Here is an 18,288-nt window from a genome sequence, read left to right as displayed (position 1 = left end):
TCAGTCACGGTCGATGGCCAGGAGCTCACCGACCTCGCAGTCCAGCGCCCGGCATATCGCCGCCAGGGTGGAATACCGGATGGCGCGGGCCCGGTCGTTCTTGAGGATGGATAGGTTCACCGCCGAGACCCCGACCAATTCCGAAAGGCGCGTCAGCGTCATCCCACGCGCGACCAAGAGTTCGTCGAGGCGGCAGCGGATGCCTGTGGGCCCGTCGTCCTCCGCAGGACTCACACGAGCCCCGCGGTGTCGCGCTGCAGCCTGGTGCCGTACGAAAAGACGAACGACAGGCCGAGTACGGCGATGCCCGCCGCGAGCACGGCAGGCTCGAACGAGAACCCGATGACGAACACCTCGCCGGTGTTCCGATTGAGCTCGTCAGCGGCCATCATGCGTCCCAGCCCGCCGAGACCGGCCGACAGGATGCTGCCGACCAGCAGCGCGCTGCCGGCGATCTGGGTCGCCACCACGAGCGCGCGGTGGAATGGGCGACCCCAGAGCAGCAACAGCAGGAACAACACGACGGCACCGGACGTGAGCGCCGCCGTGAGCGCGCCGAATCCGACGCCCAGCCCCAGGAGGGTCCGCGTGCCCGCTCCCAAGCCGGTGGCCACGACCCACGCGGACTCGTACGTGCCTGAGACGATCGCTGCTCCGTGAGAGGCGGCTCCAGGAGGCATCTCGACGTCGGTCAACAGCGACAATGCCGTCTCACCACCGAGGAGACCTGCGATCTGTCGCGCCGCCGGCAGCACGAACGTGAGTGCCACGACGGCGGCTGCCGCCATGATGAGAATCGGGATGCCGCGCTCCATCCGACCCCGACGGGTGGGCGGCGGGCTCATCCGGACCACAGCGACCTCCATAACGAATACCGTTGGTAACGATAAACGTTATGCCCCCGGGGTCGGATCGTCAACGGTCCGAGTCTCCGCGCGTCGCCTCCCGTCGACTCGCCACAAAGCGTCGAGAATCGGGCGAAAAGACGACGGATGCTGGCGAGTCGACCTGCGGTATGCCGACGGCGAACACGGGCCTGCCGCATCCGGGCGCTCGTTACTCTCGATGTACCGGGCGCGGAAGCGCGCCCGTCGACCCATTCTGGAGGGTTAGAGGATGTTCGAGAGATTTACCGACCGCGCCCGTCGAGTGGTGGTGCTCGCCCAAGAAGAGGCGAAGATGCTCAACCACAACTACATCGGCACAGAGCACATTCTGCTCGGCCTGATCCACGAGGGCGAAGGTGTCGCCGCGAAGGCCCTCGAGTCGCTCGGGATCTCGCTCGACGCCGTCCGCGAGCAGGTGCAGGACATCATCGGTCAGGGGCAGCAGCAGCCGACCGGGCACATCCCGTTCACGCCGCGCGCCAAGAAGGTGCTTGAGCTGTCGCTGCGCGAGGCTCTGCAGCTCGGCCACAACTACATCGGCACCGAGCACATCCTCCTCGGGCTCATCCGCGAGGGCGAGGGCGTGGCCGCGCAGGTGCTCGTCAAGCTCGGCGCCGACCTCAACAAGGTGCGCCAGCAGGTCATCCAGCTGCTCTCGGGCTACCAGGGCAAGGAGCCCGCGGGCGTCGCCTCCGGCGCCGGCGAGCAGACGTCCGCGACCGCCCAGGGCGGCTCGGCGGTGCTCGACCAGTTCGGGCGCAACCTCACGCAGGCCGCGCGCGACAACAAGCTCGACCCGGTCATCGGGCGCGAGAAGGAGATCGAGCGGGTCATGCAGATCCTCTCCCGCCGCTCCAAGAACAACCCCGTCTTGATCGGCGAGCCCGGCGTCGGCAAGACGGCCGTCGTGGAAGGTCTCGCCCAGGCGATCGTCAAGGGCGACGTGCCCGAGACGCTCAAGGACAAGCAGCTGTACTCCCTCGACCTCGGCTCGCTCATCGCCGGCTCCCGCTACCGCGGTGACTTCGAAGAGCGCCTGAAGAAGGTCACCAAGGAGATCCGCACGCGCGGCGACATCATCGTCTTCATCGACGAGATCCACACCCTCGTGGGTGCCGGTGCCGCCGAGGGCGCGATCGATGCCGCGTCGATCCTCAAGCCGCTCCTCGCCCGCGGCGAGCTGCAGACGATCGGTGCGACCACCCTCGACGAGTACCGCAAGCACTTCGAGAAGGATGCGGCGCTCGAGCGCCGCTTCCAGCCGATCCAGGTCGCCGAGCCGAGCCTTCCCCACGCGATCAACATCCTGAAGGGGCTGCGCGACCGCTACGAGGCGCACCACAAGGTGCAGATCACCGACGGCGCCATCGTCGCCGCGGCGAACCTCGCCGACCGCTACGTCAGCGACCGCTTCCTCCCCGACAAGGCGATCGACCTGATCGACGAGGCAGGGGCCCGCCTGCGCCTGTCGATCCTGTCATCCCCGCCGGAGCTGCGCGAGTTCGACGAGAAGATCGCCAAGGTGCGCGAGCAGAAGGAGCAGGCCTCCGAGGAGCAGGACTTCGAGAAGGCCGCGTCCCTGCGCGACGAGGAGAAGTCGCTCCTGGCCGAGCGGCTGCGCCTGGAGAAGCAGTGGCGATCGGGCGACGTCGCGAGCCACGCGGTCGTCGATGAGGGCCTGATCGCCGAGGTCCTCGCCCAGGCCACCGGCATCCCGGTGTTCAAGCTCACCGAGGAGGAGACCAGCCGTCTCGTCTTCATGGAGAAGGCGCTGCACCAGCGGGTGATCGGGCAGGAAGAGGCGATCGCCGCACTCTCGCGCACCATCCGCCGCCAGCGTGCCGGTCTGAAGGACCCGAAGCGTCCGTCGGGGTCGTTCATCTTCGCCGGGCCCACGGGTGTCGGCAAGACCGAGCTCGCCAAGGCGCTCGCCGAGTTCCTCTTCGACGACGAGGGCGCGCTGATCTCCCTCGACATGAGCGAGTTCGGCGAGAAGCACACCGTGTCGCGTCTGTTCGGTGCCCCTCCCGGGTTCGTCGGCTTCGAAGAGGGTGGCCAGCTCACCGAGAAGGTGCGCCGCAAGCCCTTTTCCGTCGTCCTCTTCGACGAGATCGAGAAGGCCCACCCCGACATCTTCAACTCCTTGCTGCAGATCCTCGAAGAGGGCCGTCTCACCGACGGTCAGGGTCGCGTCATCGACTTCAAGAACACCGTCATCATCATGACGACCAACCTCGGTTCCTCGGCGATCGCCGGCGGTCCGGTCGGGTTCCAGGTCGAGGGCAACTCCCAGACGTCCTACGAGCGGATGAAGGGCAAGGTCGACGAGGAGCTCAAGCGCCACTTCAAGCCGGAGTTCCTCAACCGTGTGGACGACGTCATCGTGTTCCCGCAGCTGAACAAGGACGAGCTTCGCCAGATCGTGGGGCTGTTCACCAAGCGCCTGAGCGAACGTCTGCTCGACCGCGACATGACGGTGGAGCTCTCGGACGCGGCGAAGGACAAGCTCATCGACATCGGGTTCGACCCCACCCTCGGAGCTCGGCCCCTGCGCCGCGCCATGCAGCGCGAGGTCGAGGACCGTCTGAGCGAGCAGATCCTCCACGGCGAGCTCGAGGCCGGCGACCACGTGAAGGTCGACGTCGCTGACGGGCAGTTCACGTTCGTCAGCGCCCCGCGCGGCGACAAGGTCGCTGTCGGAGTGGGTGCCGCGGGCGAGATCACCGCGACCCCCGACATCGTCGCGGGAGCGTAACGCTCCGACCGGTTCGACGAGTCACCGACCAGAACACCGCTGGGCGGATGCTACGGCATCCGCCCAGCGGTGTTCTTCCGTGCCGCGAGGAAGGCGTGCACGGCCGAGACGGCGACCGAGCCTTCCCCGACCGCGGACGCGACACGCTTGAGGGAACTCCGGCGGGTGTCGCCGACGGCGAAGAGGCCGGGAACCGACGTCTCGAACTGGCCCGGCGGCTCACCGCCCCGCCAGGGATCCGGCAGGTCGTCGTCGGCCGCGGACGATCCCGTGACGACATAGCCCCACCGATCGCGGAGCACCGAGTCGGGAAGCCATCCGGTGTGCGGGCGCGCACCGATCGTGACGAACAGCGCCTGGCAATCGGCCCACGACCGCTCCCCGGCAGCGTTCTCGATCTCGATCGCCGACATCCGCCCGCCCAGGTCGCTGCGCGCGTCGACGATGTGCGACTCGCGGACCAGTCTCACCCCGAGCGCATCGAGTTGCGCGATGAGGTAGCTCGACATGCTGGCGGCCAGGGATGCGCCGCGGATGAGGAGCGTCACCGAGGCGGCGTACCGGGCGAGGTGAAGCGCCGCCTGTCCGGCCGAGTTGCCGCCGCCGACCACGCAGACCGCGCGGCCCCGCTGGGCGCGCGCCTCCACCGAGGAGGCGCCGTAGAAGACCGACGTCCCGACGAACGGCTTGAGTGCGGGGACGGTCAGGCGACGGTAGGAGATACCCGTGGCCAGGAGAACGCTCCGCGCCTGAACCCGCTCGTCGCCGGGACCGACGGTGAGCCGGAATCCCGCACCGGCCTCGAGCGCCCGCGCTTCGCGGGCGTGGGCGAACCTCGCGCCGAACGCCCAGGCCTGCTGATACGCGCGCCGGGCGAGCTCGGCGCCGGCGACCCCGCGCGGGAACCCCAGGTAGTTGCGGATCAGTGAGCTGGATCCCGCCTGCCCGCCCACGGAGCTGCGCTCGACGACGAGGGTCGACAGGCCCTCGGATGCCGCGTAGACGGCCGCTGCCAGCCCGCTCGGCCCCGCGCCGATGATTGCCAGGTCGACGAGGCCGGTCGGCAGCGCCGTGGTGAGCCCCGACGCCCGGGCCACCGCGCCGTCATCCGGATCCTCGAGGATCGTGCCGTCGGCAGCCCGCACCAGCGGCGCACCGGTGAAACGGCGTCCCGCAGCCTCGAGGATGTCGGCGGCCTCCGGCGAATCCGGGTCGAGATGGCTCACCGCGAGACCGCTGCGCGCCAGCAGCGCGCCGAGGACGTGCGTGCGGGGCGCGGAGTCGGTGCCGATCACGGTGAAGCCGGTGCGGTCCCGCGTGGTCGCGCGCCAGTCGCGGAGGAACTCCGTCACCGCGCGATGGAAGTCCTCGTCGGCAGGATCGGCGGGGCGGACGACGTAGAAGTCGATGAGCAGCTCTGACATGAGCGTGAGCACCCGGTCGGCGAGCTCGGCTCCCGCCCACTCGCCCCAGTCGATCAGCAGCGCGCGGCGAGCGTCGGGGAACAGCTCGGCGATGTGGGAGAAGATCGCGTCCGCGGGTGGGTCCGAGGGCGAATCGGCGGCGAGGACGAGTGCCACCCGGCGCCCCTCCGCGCTCAGCTCGTCCACCGTCCGGCGCACATCCGCCGTCGCCAGCACGATGTCGTAGTCAGCGCCGTATCGTCGCTCGAGCGTCTCGGCGACACGTCGGGAGTCGTCGGCGTCCGCGACGACGACGACGGGCGCGCGTGAGGTGCGAGCGGGCATCGGTGCTCCGAGTTTCCGGCATCGGTTGGCGGCAGTGTAGACCCGGCGCGTCAGCGCCGCCAGCGTCGGTCCTAGGCTGGGGGGATGAGCGCGTTCTCGGTCCGGCCCGCCCGCACGGCGGATGTCCGCGCCATCCGCGACCTGCTCGAGCCACTCGTCCAGCGACGCATCCTCCTCGGCAAGGACCTCGTCGTGCTGTACGAGTCGGTGCAGGAGTTCGTCGTCGCCGAGGACGAGCGGGGCCGGCTCATCGGATGCGGCGCCCTCCACGTGATCTGGGAGGACATCGCCGAGGTGCGCACCCTCATCGTCGCCGATGACTGGCTGCACCACGGCGTGGGTCGGGAGATCGTCCAGGCCCTCGAGGACCGGGCGCAGCGACTCGGGGTACAGCGGCTGTTCTGCCTGACCTTCGAGGTGGACTTCTTCACCCGCCGCGGGTTCGCCCCCATCGGAGAGCAGGTGGTGGACCCCGACGTCTACTCCCAGCTCGTGCGCAGTCCCGACGAGGGCGTCGCGGAATTCCTCGACCTCGCCCACGTCAAGCCGAACACCCTCGGGAACACGCGGATGCTCAAGACGCTGTGAGCGGGCGTGCCAGACGCCGTCCACCGACGACGACGCCTACCCTGGAGGAATGAGCGGCACCCCCTCACGACGGCGGCACTCGCCCGCCGTCTACCGGCGTCGGCGACTGGCCGTGCTGCTGGTGGTCGTGATCGTCGTGGGCGGCCTGGTATGGCTCTTCCTCGCGCAACCCTGGCGGAGCACCGCTGCCGCGAACGCCCCGAAGCCGGCCGCGTCGGCACCGACCACCCCCTCGGCGAGTCCGACGACGACGGAGACCGCCCCCGCCGACACCGCGGAGACGCCCGCAGACGGCGCGGACACGCCGTCGCCGGAGCTCACCCCGACCGCCGACGAGTGTCTGCCCGGTGACGTCGCCGTCGAGGCGGTCACCGACCAGCAGACATACGCGAGCGGTCAGAACCCGCAGCTGTCCCTCCGGCTCACCAACACGAGCGATGCCGACTGCACGCTGAACGTCGGGACGAGCGCTCAGGCCTTCACGATCTCGAGCGGATCGGACGTGTGGTGGCGATCGACGGACTGCCAGACCGAGCCGAGCGACATGATCGTGCTGCTGACTGCGGGGCAGCAGGTGACCAGTTCCGCCCCCCTGACATGGGACCGCACCCGGTCATCGGTCGACACGTGCGGGGGTGACCGCCCGACCGCCCCGGCCGGCGGCGCGACCTACCACCTCGCGGTCTCGATCGCCGGCATCCCCTCGGTCACCACGGCGCCCTTTCTGCTCTACTGAGCGTTCTGTTCCCCCATTTGTCCCCCAAAGAGGGGACAGACAGGCCGAATCGGAGCAGATAATCTGATGAGGCTCCTGTGAAAGGGGCTGCACGGTTGTCCCCAGCAGCCGGTCCGAGCGTTCCCCAAGCGCCACGGCCCGCAGCTCCGCAGTGAGTACGAGGCCCTCTCGAATCCTTCAGCCCCCAACTGGGGGAGTCGAGAGGGCCTCTCCATGTCTCCACGTCGCGCGATCGCGCGGGTGTGAACGCACGGATGCCGCGGTCGGCAGTCGACCGCGGCATCCGTGCGTCTTCCCGTCAGAGCCGGGAATCGGGCTCCTTCGCGTCGAACACCTCCTGCTCCATCGCGTCGTACCCTTCGGCTTGCGGGTCGCGGTGTGTTCCCCCCGACAGGGCGTACTCCTCCTCGGGCGAGAGCACCAAGCGGTGGCGGAAGTACACGCCGAAGCCGATGAGGATGATCACGTACACGATCGCGATCGCCACGATCGCCGGCTGGAACGCCTCGTTGAGCAGGAACCCGACGAAGATCAGCAGTGCGATGGCGGCGGCGATGATCGCGCCGGTGATGCCCCACGGGCTGCGGTAGGGCCGCTCGGCGTGGGGATACTTGCGACGCAGGATCAGGAACGACACCATCTGCAGGAAGTACGCCAGGACAGCGCCCCACACCGCGATGTTGAGCACGATCGCTCCGGCCACCGCGCCGACGTTGTCGGGGTCGATGTTGGCGAGGATGTCGAGGACCACCAGGGCGAGGAAGCCGATCGCGGCCCCCACCACCAGGGCAACCCACGGCGTCTGCCGCTTGCCGGTGAGGGAGAGGAAGCGGGGGTAGTACCCGGCCCGCGACAGCGAGTACATGTTGCGCCCGTACGCGAACATGATCCCCTGAAGCGACGCGAGGAGCCCGACGAGGGCGAACAGGGCGAGGACCGCGGCGGCGCCGTCGCCGACGATCGCACGGAAACCGTCCAGAAGCGGCTCCGCGGCGACACCCGTGGCCTCCGCGCCGATGACGCCGGTGTTGAGGAACAGCACGAGAAGACCCGTGACGATGAGGGTGCCGCGCGCCCAGAATCCCGCGCGGGGAATGTCGCGCACCGGGTTGTGCGACTCCTCCGCCGCGAGCGGCAGCTCTTCGATCCCGAGGAAGAACCACATCGCGAAGGGAAGGGCGAACAGGATCGGCAGAACGCCGTGCGGCAGGAACTCCGTCTGGCCGGGGTCGGGGGCGATGTCCCACAGTGCGTCCCATGAGAACGCGCCCGAGAAGACGGCCATGGCGGCGAAGACGACGATGATCCCGATCGAGATGATGGAGACGACGATCGCGAAGGTGAACGAGATGTTCGCGCCGGCCGCGTTGAGCGCGATGAAGACGGCGTACAGGATGATCCACCACGCCCACGCCGGCATCGAGAAGCCGAGCAGCTCCGACGTGATGGCGTCGGCGTAGGCGCCGGAGAAGAACACGATCACGGCCGTGGTCGCGACGTACTCGATGGTCTCGGCCGCGCCGGTGACCAGACCTCCCCACGGACCCATCGCCGACCGGGCGAAGGAGTACGCGCCGCCGGTGTGCGGCATCGCGGCGGCCATCTCGCCGATCGAGAAGATCATGCCGTAGTACATCGCGACGAGGATGACGAAGGCGATGAGCATCCCGCCGAAACCGGCGAAGTCGATGCCGAAGTTCCACCCCGAGAAGTCCCCGGAGATGACCGCGGCGACAGCCAGGCCCCACAGGCCCCAGACGCCGGCGGATCGTTTGAGCGTGCGCTTCTCGAAATAGCCGTCGCCGGCGCGCATATAGGTGGCGCCGGCGACCTTTCGCGCGGCGCTGTTGGACTGAGACATACGACCTCCGTAAGGCTCGGGTGGGCGCGCGGCCGCGCCTTGCGGATGATTGTGGCGTTCTATTGGTCTGGCTGTCTACCTTTGCGTGTAAGTTCCTCGTTACAGTTGGAGCGGCGCGAACCGACGGAAGGAAACCCATGGCGGGCAATCTCACGACGGCCGAGTTGGACGCAGCCATCGAGACCGGCGAGATAGACACGGTGATCGTCGCCTTCCCCGACGCCCAGGGGCGTCTGGTCGGCAAACGCGTGGGCGGTCGGTTCTGGCGCGATGTGGTGCTGCCCCACGGGGCGGAGGCCTGCAACTACCTGCTCTCGGTCGACGTCGACCTCAACACCGTCGACGGCTATGCGATGTCGGGCTGGGAGCAGGGCTACGGCGACATGGTGCTGCGCCCGGATGTCGCCACTCTCCGCCGATTGCCGTGGCAACCGGGTACGGCGCTGGTGTTGGCCGACCTCGGCTGGGAGGAGGGCGACGCCGTGGCGCCGTCGCCGCGGAGCATCCTGAACGCCCAACGCGAGCGCCTCGCAGGCAGCGGTCTCGTCGCGTATGCGGGGACGGAGCTGGAGTTCCTCGTCTTCGACGACTCCTTCCGCGACGCCTGGGCCAAGAAGTACGCCGGCCTCACCGCCGCCACGGACTACAACGTCGACTACAACCTCCTTGCCACCACCCGCTTGGAGCCGCTGCTGCGCGACATCCGTCTCGGGATGGAGGGCGCGGGCATGTACTGCGAGGGTGTGAAGGGCGAGTGCAACCTCGGCCAGCAGGAGATCGCCTTCCGCTACGCCGAGGCGCGGGAGACCGCGGACAACCACACGATCTACAAGAACGGCGCCAAAGAGATCGCCGACAGCCACGGCAAGTCGCTCACCTTCATGGCGAAGTTCAACGAGCGCGAGGGAAACAGCTGCCACATCCATCTCTCGGTACGGGGCGAAGACGGGAGCGCGACGATGGCCGGGGACGGGCCGCACGGCTTCAGCCCGTTCATGGAGCACTGGATCGCCGGGATCCTGGCCACGCTCCGCGACTTCACGCTGCTGTACGCACCGACGATCAATTCCTACAAGCGGTTCGCGAAGGGCTCGTTCGCCCCGACCGGTGTCGCGTGGGGCATCGACAACCGCACGTGCGCGCTGCGCGTGGTCGGCCACGGCTCGTCGCTGCGGGTAGAGAACCGGGTGCCCGGCGGCGATGTGAACCCCTACCTCGCGATCTCGGCGATCATCGCCGGGGGCCTCTACGGCGTGCAGAACGCGCTGCCCCTCCCGGCGCCGCTGAGCGGCAACGCGTACGACTCCGATGTCGAGCACCTTCCGACCACGCTGCGCGAGGCCGCGCAGCTCTTCGCCGAGTCGGCGGTCGCCCGCGAGGCCTTCGGCGACGAGGTCGTCGAGCATTACCTGAACCAGGCGCGCATCGAGGTCGAGGCCTACGACGCCGCCGTGACCGATTGGGAGCGGATCCGTGGCTTCGAGCGGCTCTGACGCGCGCACGCCGGTCATCGGCCTGACCACCTACCTCGAGCAGGCGACGCAGGGCGTGTGGGAGGTGCGCGCCGCGTTCCTCCCGCAGCAGTACTTCGACGCGGTCACCGCGTCGGGGGGAGCGGCCGTTCTCCTGCCGCCTCAACCGCGGGCGGACGAGGCGGCCGCCGCCGTGCTCGACGGCCTCGACGGTCTCATCCTCACCGGCGGTATCGACGTGCAACCGGAGCTGTACGGCGCCGAGCGCCATGCGCTGACCGACCCGCCACGGCCCGACCGCGATGCGTGGGAGCTGGCGCTCCTGCGCGGCGCCCGAGCCCGCGGCATCCCGCTCTTCGGCATCTGCCGAGGACTCCAGCTCATCAACGTGGCCTTCGGCGGCACGCTGCACCAGCACCTCCCCGAGGCCCTCGGTACCGAGCGCTACCGTCTCGGCGGCGGCGTGTTCGCCGAGAACGTCGTCACCGTCGCGGACGGCACGCGTCTGGCCGGCCTCGTCGGCGCGGGGGAGTTGCGCGTGCACAGCTACCACCACCAGGGCGTGGACGAGCTCGGCGACGGACTGCGGGTCACCGCGCGCAGCGACGACGGCCTCGTGCAGGGCTTCGAGCTGCCGGATGACGACTACCTCGTCGCCGTGCAATGGCACCCGGAGCAGGACTCCGCCGACCGGAGGCTCTTCCTCGGACTGGTCGCGGCGGCGGCGCGATTCGCGCAGTCGCGGGACGTGGCGGTGCCGGCGTGAGCTTCACCCTCATCGACCCGAGCACGGGCACCCCCTTCCAGGAGGTGCCGCGTGCATCCGCCGCCGACGTCGACGCGGCCGTCGCCCGTGCCGTCGACGCGCAGCGCCACTGGGCGTCGCGCGCCCCCGTTGCCCGGGCCGATGCGCTCCGGGCCTTCGCGCGCGTCGTCGAGGCGCACGTCGACGAGCTGGCGGCTCTGGAGGTGCGAAACTCCGGGCACCCCGTCGCGTCCGCCCGCTGGGAGGCCACTCACGTGGCCCAGGTGCTCAACTTCTACGCCGGTGCGCCCGAGCGCCTGTCGGGGCAGCAGATCCCGGTCGCCGGGGGCATCGACGTGACCTTCCATGAGCCCTACGGCGTGGTCGGCATCATCGTGCCGTGGAACTTCCCCATGACGATCGCATCATGGGGCTTCGCCCCCGCGCTCGCGGCCGGCAACGCCGTCGTGCTCAAGCCGGCCGAACTGACCCCCCTGACCGCCCTCCGCCTGGGCGAGCTCGCCTCCGAGGCGGGTCTTCCCGACGGCCTTTTTCAGGTGATCACCGGGTCGGGCTCGGTCGTCGGGCAACGGTTCGTGTCTCACCCCGACGTGCGCAAGGTCGTCTTCACCGGCTCGACCGAGGTCGGCATCGACGTCGCGGCCGGATGCGCACGGATGCTGAAGCCCGTGACCCTCGAGCTCGGCGGCAAGAGCGCCAACATCGTCTTCGCCGACGCCGACCTCGAGAAGGCGGCCGCGGCCGCCCCCGGCGCCGTCTTCGACAACGCCGGCCAGGACTGCTGCGCCCGCAGCCGCATCCTCGTCGAGCGTTCGGCCTACGACCGGTTTCTCGAGCTGCTCGAGCCTGCCGTGCGCGCGTGGCGGGTGGGCGACCCCGCGCACGAATCCACCGAGATGGGGCCGCTCATCTCCGCCGCGCACCGCGAGAGCGTCGCGTCGTTCGTGGCGGGCGCGCGGGTGGCCTTCCGCGGGTCGGCGCCGGACGGCGACGGCTTCTGGTTCGCCCCGACCGTCGTGTTCGCCGACCCCCAAGACCGCATCGCCCGCGAGGAGGTGTTCGGCCCCGTCGTGGCCGTGCTGCCCTTCGACGACGAGGCCGATGCCATCCGACTCGCCAACGACACGGTGTACGGGCTCGCCGGCTCCATCTGGACGGAGAACCTCGGGCGGGCGGTGCGGGTGTCGCGCGGCGTCCGCAGCGGCGTGCTGTCGGTCAACTCCCACGCCTCGGTGCGTTACTCGACTCCGTTCGGCGGCATGAAGGCGTCGGGGCTCGGTCGCGAGCTCGGCCCGGATGCGGCCGAGCACTTCACGGAGACCAAGAACGTCTTCTACGCCACGGAAGAATCGTCGTGACCGCCTCCCGGAAGGACCCTCGCATGACCGTCGACCTCACGCAACGCCTTCAGGATCGGGTTGCGATCGTCACCGGCGGTGCCAGCGGCATCGGGCTCGCGACGGCCCGGCGTTTCGCCGCCGAGGGCGCCCGCGTGGTGATCGCCGACGTCGATCCGGAGGCGGGGGAGCGCGCGGCCGCAGAGGTCGACGGAGTCTTCCGGCCGGTAGACGTCGCCGACGAGGCATCCGTGAATCTGCTCTTCGACGGCGTCGCCGGCGACCTCGGGGCGGTCGACATCGCCTTCAACAACGCCGGGATCTCCCCGGCCGACGACGATTCGATCGAGACGACCGAGCTGCCCGCGTGGGACCGCGTGCAGGACGTCAACCTCAAGAGCGTCTACCTGTGCTCGCGCGCCGCGCTGCGGCACATGGTTCCTGCGGGCCGCGGCTCCATCATCAACACCGCGTCGTTCGTGGCGCTCCTGGGATCGGCCACCTCGCAGATCTCCTACACGGCCTCGAAGGGCGGCGTGCTCGCGCTCACGCGCGAGCTCGGTGTGCAGTTCGCCCGGCAGGGGATCCGCGTCAACGCGCTGTGTCCCGGTCCGGTGAACACGCCGCTCCTGCAGGAGTTGTTCGCCAAAGACCCCGAGCGCGCGCAGCGGCGTCTGGTGCACGTGCCGATGGGCAGGTTCGCCGAGCCCGAGGAGCTCGCCGCATCCGTCGCGTTCCTGGCCTCCGACGACGCGTCGTTCATCACGGCGACCGCGTTCGTCGTCGACGGCGGCATCACGAACGCCTATGTGACGCCGTTGTGATCGACGTGGGTGAGGCGATGACCGACGCTCCGCTGACCGACGTCCGCCGCGCCGTGTACCGGCCGGTGCGCCAGGGAAACGCGCTGGAGGACACCGTCGCCCGGTTGGTGCAGACGGTGCGGCTCGGCGTGCTCGCCCCGGGCGAATCGCTGCCGCCGGAGCGCGAGCTGGCTGCGCTCTACGGGGTCAGCCGCGACACGGTGCGCGAGGCCATCCGGGAGCTCGCCGGTGCCGGCTACCTGCAGGCACGCCGCGGGCGGTACGGCGGCACATTCATCGCCGATCCGCTCCCGCGCCCCACCGCACCGCCGTCGGTCGAGCCGGCGGAGCTCGACGACGTCCTCGGGATGCGGCGGATCCTCGAGGCCGGTGCGGCGCGGGCCGCAGCCTCGCGCGCTCTGGGTCCGTCCGACCGGGATGCCCTCTGGGCACGATTCGAGGAGGCGGCCGCCGCCGGCGCCGGGGAGTACCGCCGGGCCGATACGGTGCTTCACCTCACGATCGCGCAGCTGGCCGCGATCCCCTCGATCGTGCCGCTCGCGGTGGACAACCGCGCGCGGATCAACGCGTGGCTCGACACCTTCCCGCTGCTCCCGCGCAACATCGAGCACTCCGACGCCCAGCACGAACGCATGGTGACGGCGATCCTCGCGGGGAGAGCGGATGCCGCATCCGCGGCCGTGCTCGAGCACCTGGCGGGCTCGGAGGCGCTGCTGCGCGGATTCCTGGGCTGAGGGCGGAGCTCGGTAGGCTCGAACGATGGCGGGGAAGAAGGGACGCAAGAGCGGCGCGCAGCTGGAGTTCCGCAACACCGCGCTGAGCGACGCGCTGCAGACCCAGGACATGGCCGCCGTCGCCTTCGCGCTACGGCACGGACCCACCGTCGTCCCGCTCATGCGCCCCGGCGATCGCGACAACCCCGTCGACGCCGGCGAGGTCTGGACCTATCGCGACCCGAGCACGGGGGATCTCGCACTGCTGCTGTTCAGCGACGCCGCGTTCAAGCCCGAGACCCTTCCGCCCCATGTCGCGCTGCAGTCGCCGGCGTGGCTGCGGACGTTCGTCACGGCTCACCGGGACGACATCGCAACGGTCTTCTTCGACATCGCGGGGCCGCATCCGATGCAGGCCTCTCCCGCCGACCTCCTCGCCGCGCTCGACGCCTGAGGGCGGATCGCCCGGTTTCGGCGCGCCGGAGCGGATTCGCGGCATCGCGGGACGCGGTGGCAGACTCTGGCGAATGGAGTACGTGATCGTTCTGGTCGTGTGTGCGGCGGGCATCGCCGTTCCCCTGATCTTGGGCTTCACCGAGCAGCGCCGCCGCCGGGGCGGGGTCTGGCGCCGCTGAACCGGCCGGCGGCCTCAGAAATCCGGAACGTCGTCGCGGCGGCGACGCGCGCCGCCGCGCGCGGCCAGATCGTCGAGGGCCGCGCGGACCTTCTTCGACCGGGCGTCGAGCACCGTGTCGTATCCCAGGCGTGCGGCCTCGGAGAGGCGCTGCGATGACTGCGTGACGGGTCGGATCTCGCCGGTCAGGGTGAGCTCGCCGACCGCCGCCGTGCGGTGCGAGATGCGCCGGCCCTCGACGGCGTTCGCGACGGCGATCGCGATCGCGAGGTCGGCAGCCGGTTCGATCAGGCGCACGCCGCCGACCGTCGAAACGTACACGTCCATCTCCGAGACCTTCACCTGGGCGCGGCTCTCGAGGATCGCGAGCACCATGGCGACCCGGGCGGCATCGACGCCGTTGACGATGCGGCGCGGATTCGGCGCCTTGGTCGCGATGGTCAGGGCCTGGATCTCGACCGGGAGCGCGCGGCGCCCCTCGAGTGCGATCGTGACGCACGTGCCGGGCTCCGGGTCGCCGTGCCCGAGGAAGAGCGCGCTGGGGTCGGGCACCTCGGCGATTCCGGCGCCGGTCATGTCGAAGCATCCGACCTCATCGGTGGGCCCGAAGCGGTTCTTCAGCGCGCGGACGAACCGCAGCGACGTCTGCCGGTCGCCTTCGAACTGGCACACGACGTCGACGAGGTGCTCGAGGATGCGCGGACCCGCGATGGAGCCGTCTTTGGTCACGTGCCCCACGATGATGACGGGGAGCCCGCGGTCTTTCGCGATGCGGATGAGGGTCGAGGCCACCTCGCGCACCTGGCTCGGATGCCCCGCCACCCCGTCGCTGAGCGCCGACGACACCGTCTGCACCGAGTCGACGATGAGGAGCTCGGGCTCCACCTCGTCGATGTGCCCGAGGATCGTGGCCAGGTCGGTCTCGGCCGCCAGGTAGAGCTCATCGTGGAGAGCTCCGGTGCGCTCGGCCCGCAGCCGCACCTGGGCCGTCGACTCCTCGGCGCTGGCGTAGAGCACCCGTCGCCCGGCCCGTGCGCTCTGCGCCGCGACCTCCAGGAGCAGCGTGGACTTGCCGACCCCGGGTTCGCCGGAGAGGAGGATCGCCGCGCCCGGCACGATACCGCCCCCGAGCACGCGGTCGAACTCGCCGACGCCGCTCGTGCGACGGGGCGCATCGGCCGTTCCGATCTGGGTGATGGGCCGCGCCGCGCGGGCAGCGCCCGGGGCCACCGGCGCGACCGCGCGGGAGATCCCGGTCTGCTCCGACGACTCGACGACCGTTCCCCACTGCTGGCATTCCCCGCACCGGCCGACCCACTTGAGCGTCGTCCACCCGCACTCGGTGCACCGGTAGGGCGCGGTGGCGGCGGGGCGTCGGGTGGCCATGACGATCAGGCTACGCGGGCCCGGCGACATCGCGCCGCCGAGGATCGCCGTATCGGAACGAGGAGGCGTCGCTTAAAGTGTGCGCATGCGAGTCGATCACGCGACCCGGCATATCGGCGCCGATGCCGAGCGCGTCTTCCGCGCGTTCATCGACCCCGACCTCTTCGTGTCGTGGATCCCGCCGGAGGGGATGAGCGGGCGCCTCGAGCAGTTCGACGCCGAGCGCGGGTATCGGATGGTGCTGACCTACGACCATCCTCCGGACGGCGGGGGCAAGGCCTCGGTCGACAGCGACGTCAGCGTGGTGCGGCGGGTGCGTGTCGATCCGCCGCGCCTGCTCGTGGAGGAGGTCGACTTCCCTTCCGTGCAGCCGGCTTTCGCCGGGACGATGCGGATGACGTGGACCTTCGACGCCGAGCAGGGCGGAACGCTCGTCGCCGTCGAGGCGACGGACGTGCCCGCCGGGATCGACCAGGATGTGCACATCGGCGCGATGATCTCCTCGCTGGCGCAGCTCGCCCACGCCGTGGAACACGGCACCGCCGCGTAGCGGACGCTATCGTTTCGAACGCGGACCGTGCCGGCCCGCGGGCGATGACGGGGGCCATCATGAGCCAGGACGACGACGACCTGGGGATGCTGCGAGCCCGGCTGGCGCAGCTCGAGGCCGAGAATCGGGCGCTCGCTGCGGGCATCCGGCCGACGCGAGCCGCGACCGGCCGATGGCGCGCGCCGGTGTCGGCGGCGCTTCTCGTGCTCGCGGCGCTTCTGGTCCCGGTATCCGTGGTCGCGGGGTGGGCGCGGGCAGAGCTGGTGGATCCCGAGCGGTTCGTCGCCACCCTGGCACCCCTTGTCGATGCTCCCGAGGTGCAGGCGCTCATCATCGACGAGGCATCCGCGGCGCTCCAGGAGGTCGTCGACGTCGGAGCGATGACTGACGCCGTCATCGACGGCGTCGCCGCGCTCGACCTGCCGCCCACTGCCACCTCCGCCCTGGAGATGCTGCGCGCCCCCGCCGAGGCGGGCGTGCGGAGCCTCCTCGACGACACGGTCGCGACCGTGATCGAATCCGACGTCTTCTCGGATGCGTGGGGCGCGGCGCTGCGCGTGAGCCATCGCGCCCTCGTCACGGCGGCGACCGGCGCAAGCCCCGGCGGGGGCGTTACGGTCGATGAGTCCGGGGTCGTCGCGCTCGAACTCGAGCCGATCCTCGCCGAGGTCCGCGAGCGCCTCGTCGACCGGGGGTGGGCGTTCGCCGAGGCGATCCCCGCCGTCGACCGCACGATCGTGGTGCTGCAGAGCGACGCACTCGTCACGGCCCGCGTCGTCTACGGCCTCGCCGTCGCGGCGGGGACGTGGCTGCCGGTGCTCGCCGTCGTGCTCCTCATCGCGGGCGTGCTGGTGGCTCGCCGTCGCTCGACGGGGATCCTGGGCGCCGGTATCGCGCTCGCCGTCGGCGCCGGCGTCCTCGTCACGGCGATGACGGCGGGCGGGGTCGCGTTGACGCTGGCGTCCGGGGATCTCGGCATCCCCGCCGACGCGCTGGCCGTCATCTACGAGCAGGTGGGAGCGTCGATGCGGCAGACGGCGCTCGTGCTGCTCGTCCTCGGGGTCGCGGTCGCCGTGCTCGCCTGGAGCCAGGGACGCTCGCGTGCCGCCGTCGCCACGCGCACCGCCGTCGGGCGCCTCAACGGCGGCGTACGGGTGGCGCTGGCCGCGCGCGATGTCGCACCATCGCTGGCGGCGTGGCTCGACCGCTGGCGGGTCGTCGTGCGCGCGGCGCTCGCGCTCGCCGCGCTCGGCTGGCTGATCCTCCTGCGGCCGCTCGGCGTCGGTGACGTGCTGCTGGTGTGCGTCGTCGTGCTGCTGCTGTGGTGGGTCAGTGAACTGCTCCGCCGGCCCGCCGGAGCCGCGGCATCCGAGATTCCCGGTGCTCGCGCGGCAGGATAGGGAGGGTGGCCGATCGAGCGAACGCGGAACCAGACGGGCGCATCGTGCTCGTGCGGCACGGCGAGACGGAGTGGAGCCGGAGTGGGCGTCACACCGGGCTCACCGACATCCCCCTGACCGAGACGGGTGCGTACAAGGCTGAACTCGCGGGAAGCCTGCTGGCCCCGCGCGACTTCGACCTCGTCCTCTCCAGCCCCCTGCGGCGCGCGGTCGAGACCGCCCGTCGGGCCGGTTACCCGGACGCGGCGACGGACGCAAGGCTCGTGGAGTGGGATTACGGCGCCTACGAAGGGCTGACGACGCCGCAGATCGTCGCACAGCTCGGCCGCCCGTGGACCATCTGGGACGCCGGCGCACCGGCGGGCGCGACTCCCGGCGAGAGCATCGCACAGGTCACTGCCCGCGCCCAGTCGCTGCTCGACAGCATCCGGCCCCGCGTGTCACGCGGCGAGCACGTGCTGCTGTTCTCGCACGCTCATTTCCTGCGGGCGCTCGCGGGCGTGTGGCTCGGTCTGACGGCGGCGGGCGGCCGCTACTTCGTCCTCGAGACGTCGGCCGTCAGCGAGCTCGGCTACGAGCACGGCGTCGAGGTCATCGTGCAGTGGAACCACGTGCGCGGCCGTTAGCGCAC

At 70.5% G+C, this 18,288-nt stretch carries 17 protein-coding genes; 12 read left to right on the top strand and 5 right to left on the bottom strand.

The window, feature by feature from the left end; translation table 11 throughout:
- On the bottom strand, positions 1-234 hold the full coding sequence (locus tag ACTU3I_RS00770; protein ID WP_442923691.1) for a helix-turn-helix domain-containing protein: 234 nt from the start codon (positions 232-234) through the stop codon (positions 1-3).
- Positions 231-866 (bottom strand): hypothetical protein, encoded by a 636-nt coding sequence (locus ACTU3I_RS00765; protein ID WP_442923690.1) that lies wholly within the window; start codon positions 864-866, stop codon positions 231-233. The genes ACTU3I_RS00770 and ACTU3I_RS00765 overlap by 4 nt, the downstream gene beginning before the upstream one ends.
- A 250-nt stretch (positions 867-1,116) precedes the next feature.
- Between ACTU3I_RS00765 and ACTU3I_RS00760 the strand changes: the two genes are divergently transcribed.
- Positions 1,117-3,642: an ATP-dependent Clp protease ATP-binding subunit gene (locus tag ACTU3I_RS00760; RefSeq protein ID WP_442923689.1), complete on the top strand. Its 2,526-nt coding sequence runs from the start codon at positions 1,117-1,119 to the stop codon at positions 3,640-3,642.
- 50 nt (positions 3,643-3,692) lie between these two features.
- On the opposite strand, the gene ACTU3I_RS00755 is transcribed toward ACTU3I_RS00760, so the two are convergent.
- Positions 3,693-5,390: an FAD-dependent oxidoreductase gene (locus ACTU3I_RS00755; RefSeq protein WP_442923688.1), complete on the bottom strand. Its 1,698-nt coding sequence runs from the start codon at positions 5,388-5,390 to the stop codon at positions 3,693-3,695.
- An 84-nt stretch (positions 5,391-5,474) separates the two neighbouring features.
- Here ACTU3I_RS00755 and ACTU3I_RS00750 point away from each other — a divergent pair, with 84 nt between their 5' ends.
- Both ACTU3I_RS00750 and ACTU3I_RS00745 read left to right on the top strand, forming a co-directional pair.
- Positions 5,475-5,978 (top strand): amino-acid N-acetyltransferase, encoded by a 504-nt coding sequence (locus tag ACTU3I_RS00750; protein ID WP_442923687.1) that lies wholly within the window; start codon positions 5,475-5,477, stop codon positions 5,976-5,978.
- 49 nt (positions 5,979-6,027) lie between these two features.
- Entirely contained in the window at positions 6,028-6,714 is a 687-nt protein-coding gene (locus ACTU3I_RS00745) for a hypothetical protein (protein ID WP_442923686.1), read from the top strand.
- 298 nt (positions 6,715-7,012) lie between these two features.
- On the opposite strand, the gene ACTU3I_RS00740 is transcribed toward ACTU3I_RS00745, so the two are convergent.
- On the bottom strand, positions 7,013-8,575 hold the full coding sequence (locus tag ACTU3I_RS00740; protein ID WP_442923685.1) for an amino acid permease: 1,563 nt from the start codon (positions 8,573-8,575) through the stop codon (positions 7,013-7,015).
- A 137-nt stretch (positions 8,576-8,712) separates the two neighbouring features.
- On the opposite strand from ACTU3I_RS00740, the gene ACTU3I_RS00735 reads away from it, so the two are divergent.
- The 6 genes from ACTU3I_RS00735 to ACTU3I_RS00710 are packed head-to-tail and all read left to right on the top strand — an operon-like array spanning position 8,713 to position 14,141.
- On the top strand, positions 8,713-10,068 hold the full coding sequence (locus ACTU3I_RS00735) for a glutamine synthetase family protein (protein WP_442923684.1): 1,356 nt from the start codon (positions 8,713-8,715) through the stop codon (positions 10,066-10,068).
- The gene (locus ACTU3I_RS00730) at positions 10,049-10,813 is read left to right on the top strand and encodes a gamma-glutamyl-gamma-aminobutyrate hydrolase family protein (RefSeq protein WP_442923683.1); all 765 of its coding nucleotides are present in this window, start codon (positions 10,049-10,051) and stop codon (positions 10,811-10,813) included. Before ACTU3I_RS00735 ends, ACTU3I_RS00730 begins: the two co-directional genes overlap by 20 nt.
- Complete coding sequence (locus tag ACTU3I_RS00725; protein WP_442923682.1) at positions 10,810-12,171, top strand: aldehyde dehydrogenase family protein; 1,362 nt, start codon at positions 10,810-10,812, stop codon at positions 12,169-12,171. Before ACTU3I_RS00730 ends, ACTU3I_RS00725 begins: the two co-directional genes overlap by 4 nt.
- Positions 12,172-12,194: 23 nt before the next feature.
- The gene (locus tag ACTU3I_RS00720) at positions 12,195-12,974 is read left to right on the top strand and encodes a 3-oxoacyl-ACP reductase (RefSeq protein ID WP_442923681.1); all 780 of its coding nucleotides are present in this window, start codon (positions 12,195-12,197) and stop codon (positions 12,972-12,974) included.
- Between the two features lie 17 nt (positions 12,975-12,991).
- Positions 12,992-13,708: a FadR/GntR family transcriptional regulator gene (locus ACTU3I_RS00715; protein ID WP_442923680.1), complete on the top strand. Its 717-nt coding sequence runs from the start codon at positions 12,992-12,994 to the stop codon at positions 13,706-13,708.
- A gap of 25 nt (positions 13,709-13,733) precedes the next feature.
- A complete protein-coding gene (locus ACTU3I_RS00710) occupies positions 13,734-14,141 on the top strand; it encodes a dehydrogenase (RefSeq protein ID WP_442923679.1) in 408 nt (135 codons plus the stop codon).
- A gap of 195 nt (positions 14,142-14,336) precedes the next feature.
- On the opposite strand, the gene radA is transcribed toward ACTU3I_RS00710, so the two are convergent.
- A complete protein-coding gene (radA, locus tag ACTU3I_RS00705; RefSeq protein WP_442923678.1) occupies positions 14,337-15,707 on the bottom strand; it encodes a DNA repair protein RadA in 1,371 nt (456 codons plus the stop codon).
- A gap of 85 nt (positions 15,708-15,792) precedes the next feature.
- Between radA and ACTU3I_RS00700 the strand changes: the two genes are divergently transcribed.
- From ACTU3I_RS00700 to ACTU3I_RS00690, 3 genes are read left to right on the top strand one after another with little or no spacing between them, the layout of a single operon-like run.
- Positions 15,793-16,257, top strand: a complete 465-nt coding sequence (locus tag ACTU3I_RS00700) for an SRPBCC domain-containing protein (RefSeq protein WP_442923677.1) — start codon at positions 15,793-15,795, stop codon at positions 16,255-16,257.
- A gap of 59 nt (positions 16,258-16,316) precedes the next feature.
- Positions 16,317-17,657 carry a hypothetical protein gene (locus tag ACTU3I_RS00695; protein WP_442923676.1) on the top strand — a complete coding sequence of 447 codons (1,341 nt, stop codon included), beginning with the start codon at positions 16,317-16,319 and terminating at the stop codon, positions 17,655-17,657.
- A gap of 5 nt (positions 17,658-17,662) precedes the next feature.
- Complete coding sequence (locus tag ACTU3I_RS00690) at positions 17,663-18,283, top strand: histidine phosphatase family protein (protein WP_442923675.1); 621 nt, start codon at positions 17,663-17,665, stop codon at positions 18,281-18,283.
- Positions 18,284-18,288 lie beyond the last annotated feature (5 nt).

This window comes from Microbacterium sp. RD1, assembly GCF_052220165.1.
GTDB lineage: Bacteria > Actinomycetota > Actinomycetes > Actinomycetales > Microbacteriaceae > Microbacterium.
Note: the sequence above shows the minus strand (reverse complement) of the source record. Positions and strands in the feature narration are given on the sequence as shown.

Bases quoted from the DNA above. Each gene is read 5' to 3' on its own strand.
- ACTU3I_RS00715 (WP_442923680.1), top strand. From the start codon at position 12,992: ATGACCGACGCTCCGCTGACCGACGTCCGCCGCGCCGTGTACCGGCCG.
- ACTU3I_RS00745 (WP_442923686.1), top strand. From the start codon at position 6,028: ATGAGCGGCACCCCCTCACGACGGCGGCACTCGCCCGCCGTCTACCGG.
- ACTU3I_RS00720 (WP_442923681.1), top strand. From the start codon at position 12,195: ATGACCGTCGACCTCACGCAACGCCTTCAGGATCGGGTTGCGATCGTC.
- ACTU3I_RS00700 (WP_442923677.1), top strand. From the start codon at position 15,793: ATGCGAGTCGATCACGCGACCCGGCATATCGGCGCCGATGCCGAGCGC.
- ACTU3I_RS00710 (WP_442923679.1), top strand. From the start codon at position 13,734: ATGGCGGGGAAGAAGGGACGCAAGAGCGGCGCGCAGCTGGAGTTCCGC.
- radA (WP_442923678.1), bottom strand. From the start codon at position 15,707: ATGGCCACCCGACGCCCCGCCGCCACCGCGCCCTACCGGTGCACCGAG.
- ACTU3I_RS00740 (WP_442923685.1), bottom strand. From the start codon at position 8,575: ATGTCTCAGTCCAACAGCGCCGCGCGAAAGGTCGCCGGCGCCACCTAT.
- ACTU3I_RS00750 (WP_442923687.1), top strand. From the start codon at position 5,475: ATGAGCGCGTTCTCGGTCCGGCCCGCCCGCACGGCGGATGTCCGCGCC.
- ACTU3I_RS00735 (WP_442923684.1), top strand. From the start codon at position 8,713: ATGGCGGGCAATCTCACGACGGCCGAGTTGGACGCAGCCATCGAGACC.
- ACTU3I_RS00760 (WP_442923689.1), top strand. From the start codon at position 1,117: ATGTTCGAGAGATTTACCGACCGCGCCCGTCGAGTGGTGGTGCTCGCC.
- ACTU3I_RS00695 (WP_442923676.1), top strand. From the start codon at position 16,317: ATGAGCCAGGACGACGACGACCTGGGGATGCTGCGAGCCCGGCTGGCG.
- ACTU3I_RS00755 (WP_442923688.1), bottom strand. From the start codon at position 5,390: ATGCCCGCTCGCACCTCACGCGCGCCCGTCGTCGTCGTCGCGGACGCC.
- ACTU3I_RS00765 (WP_442923690.1), bottom strand. From the start codon at position 866: ATGGAGGTCGCTGTGGTCCGGATGAGCCCGCCGCCCACCCGTCGGGGT.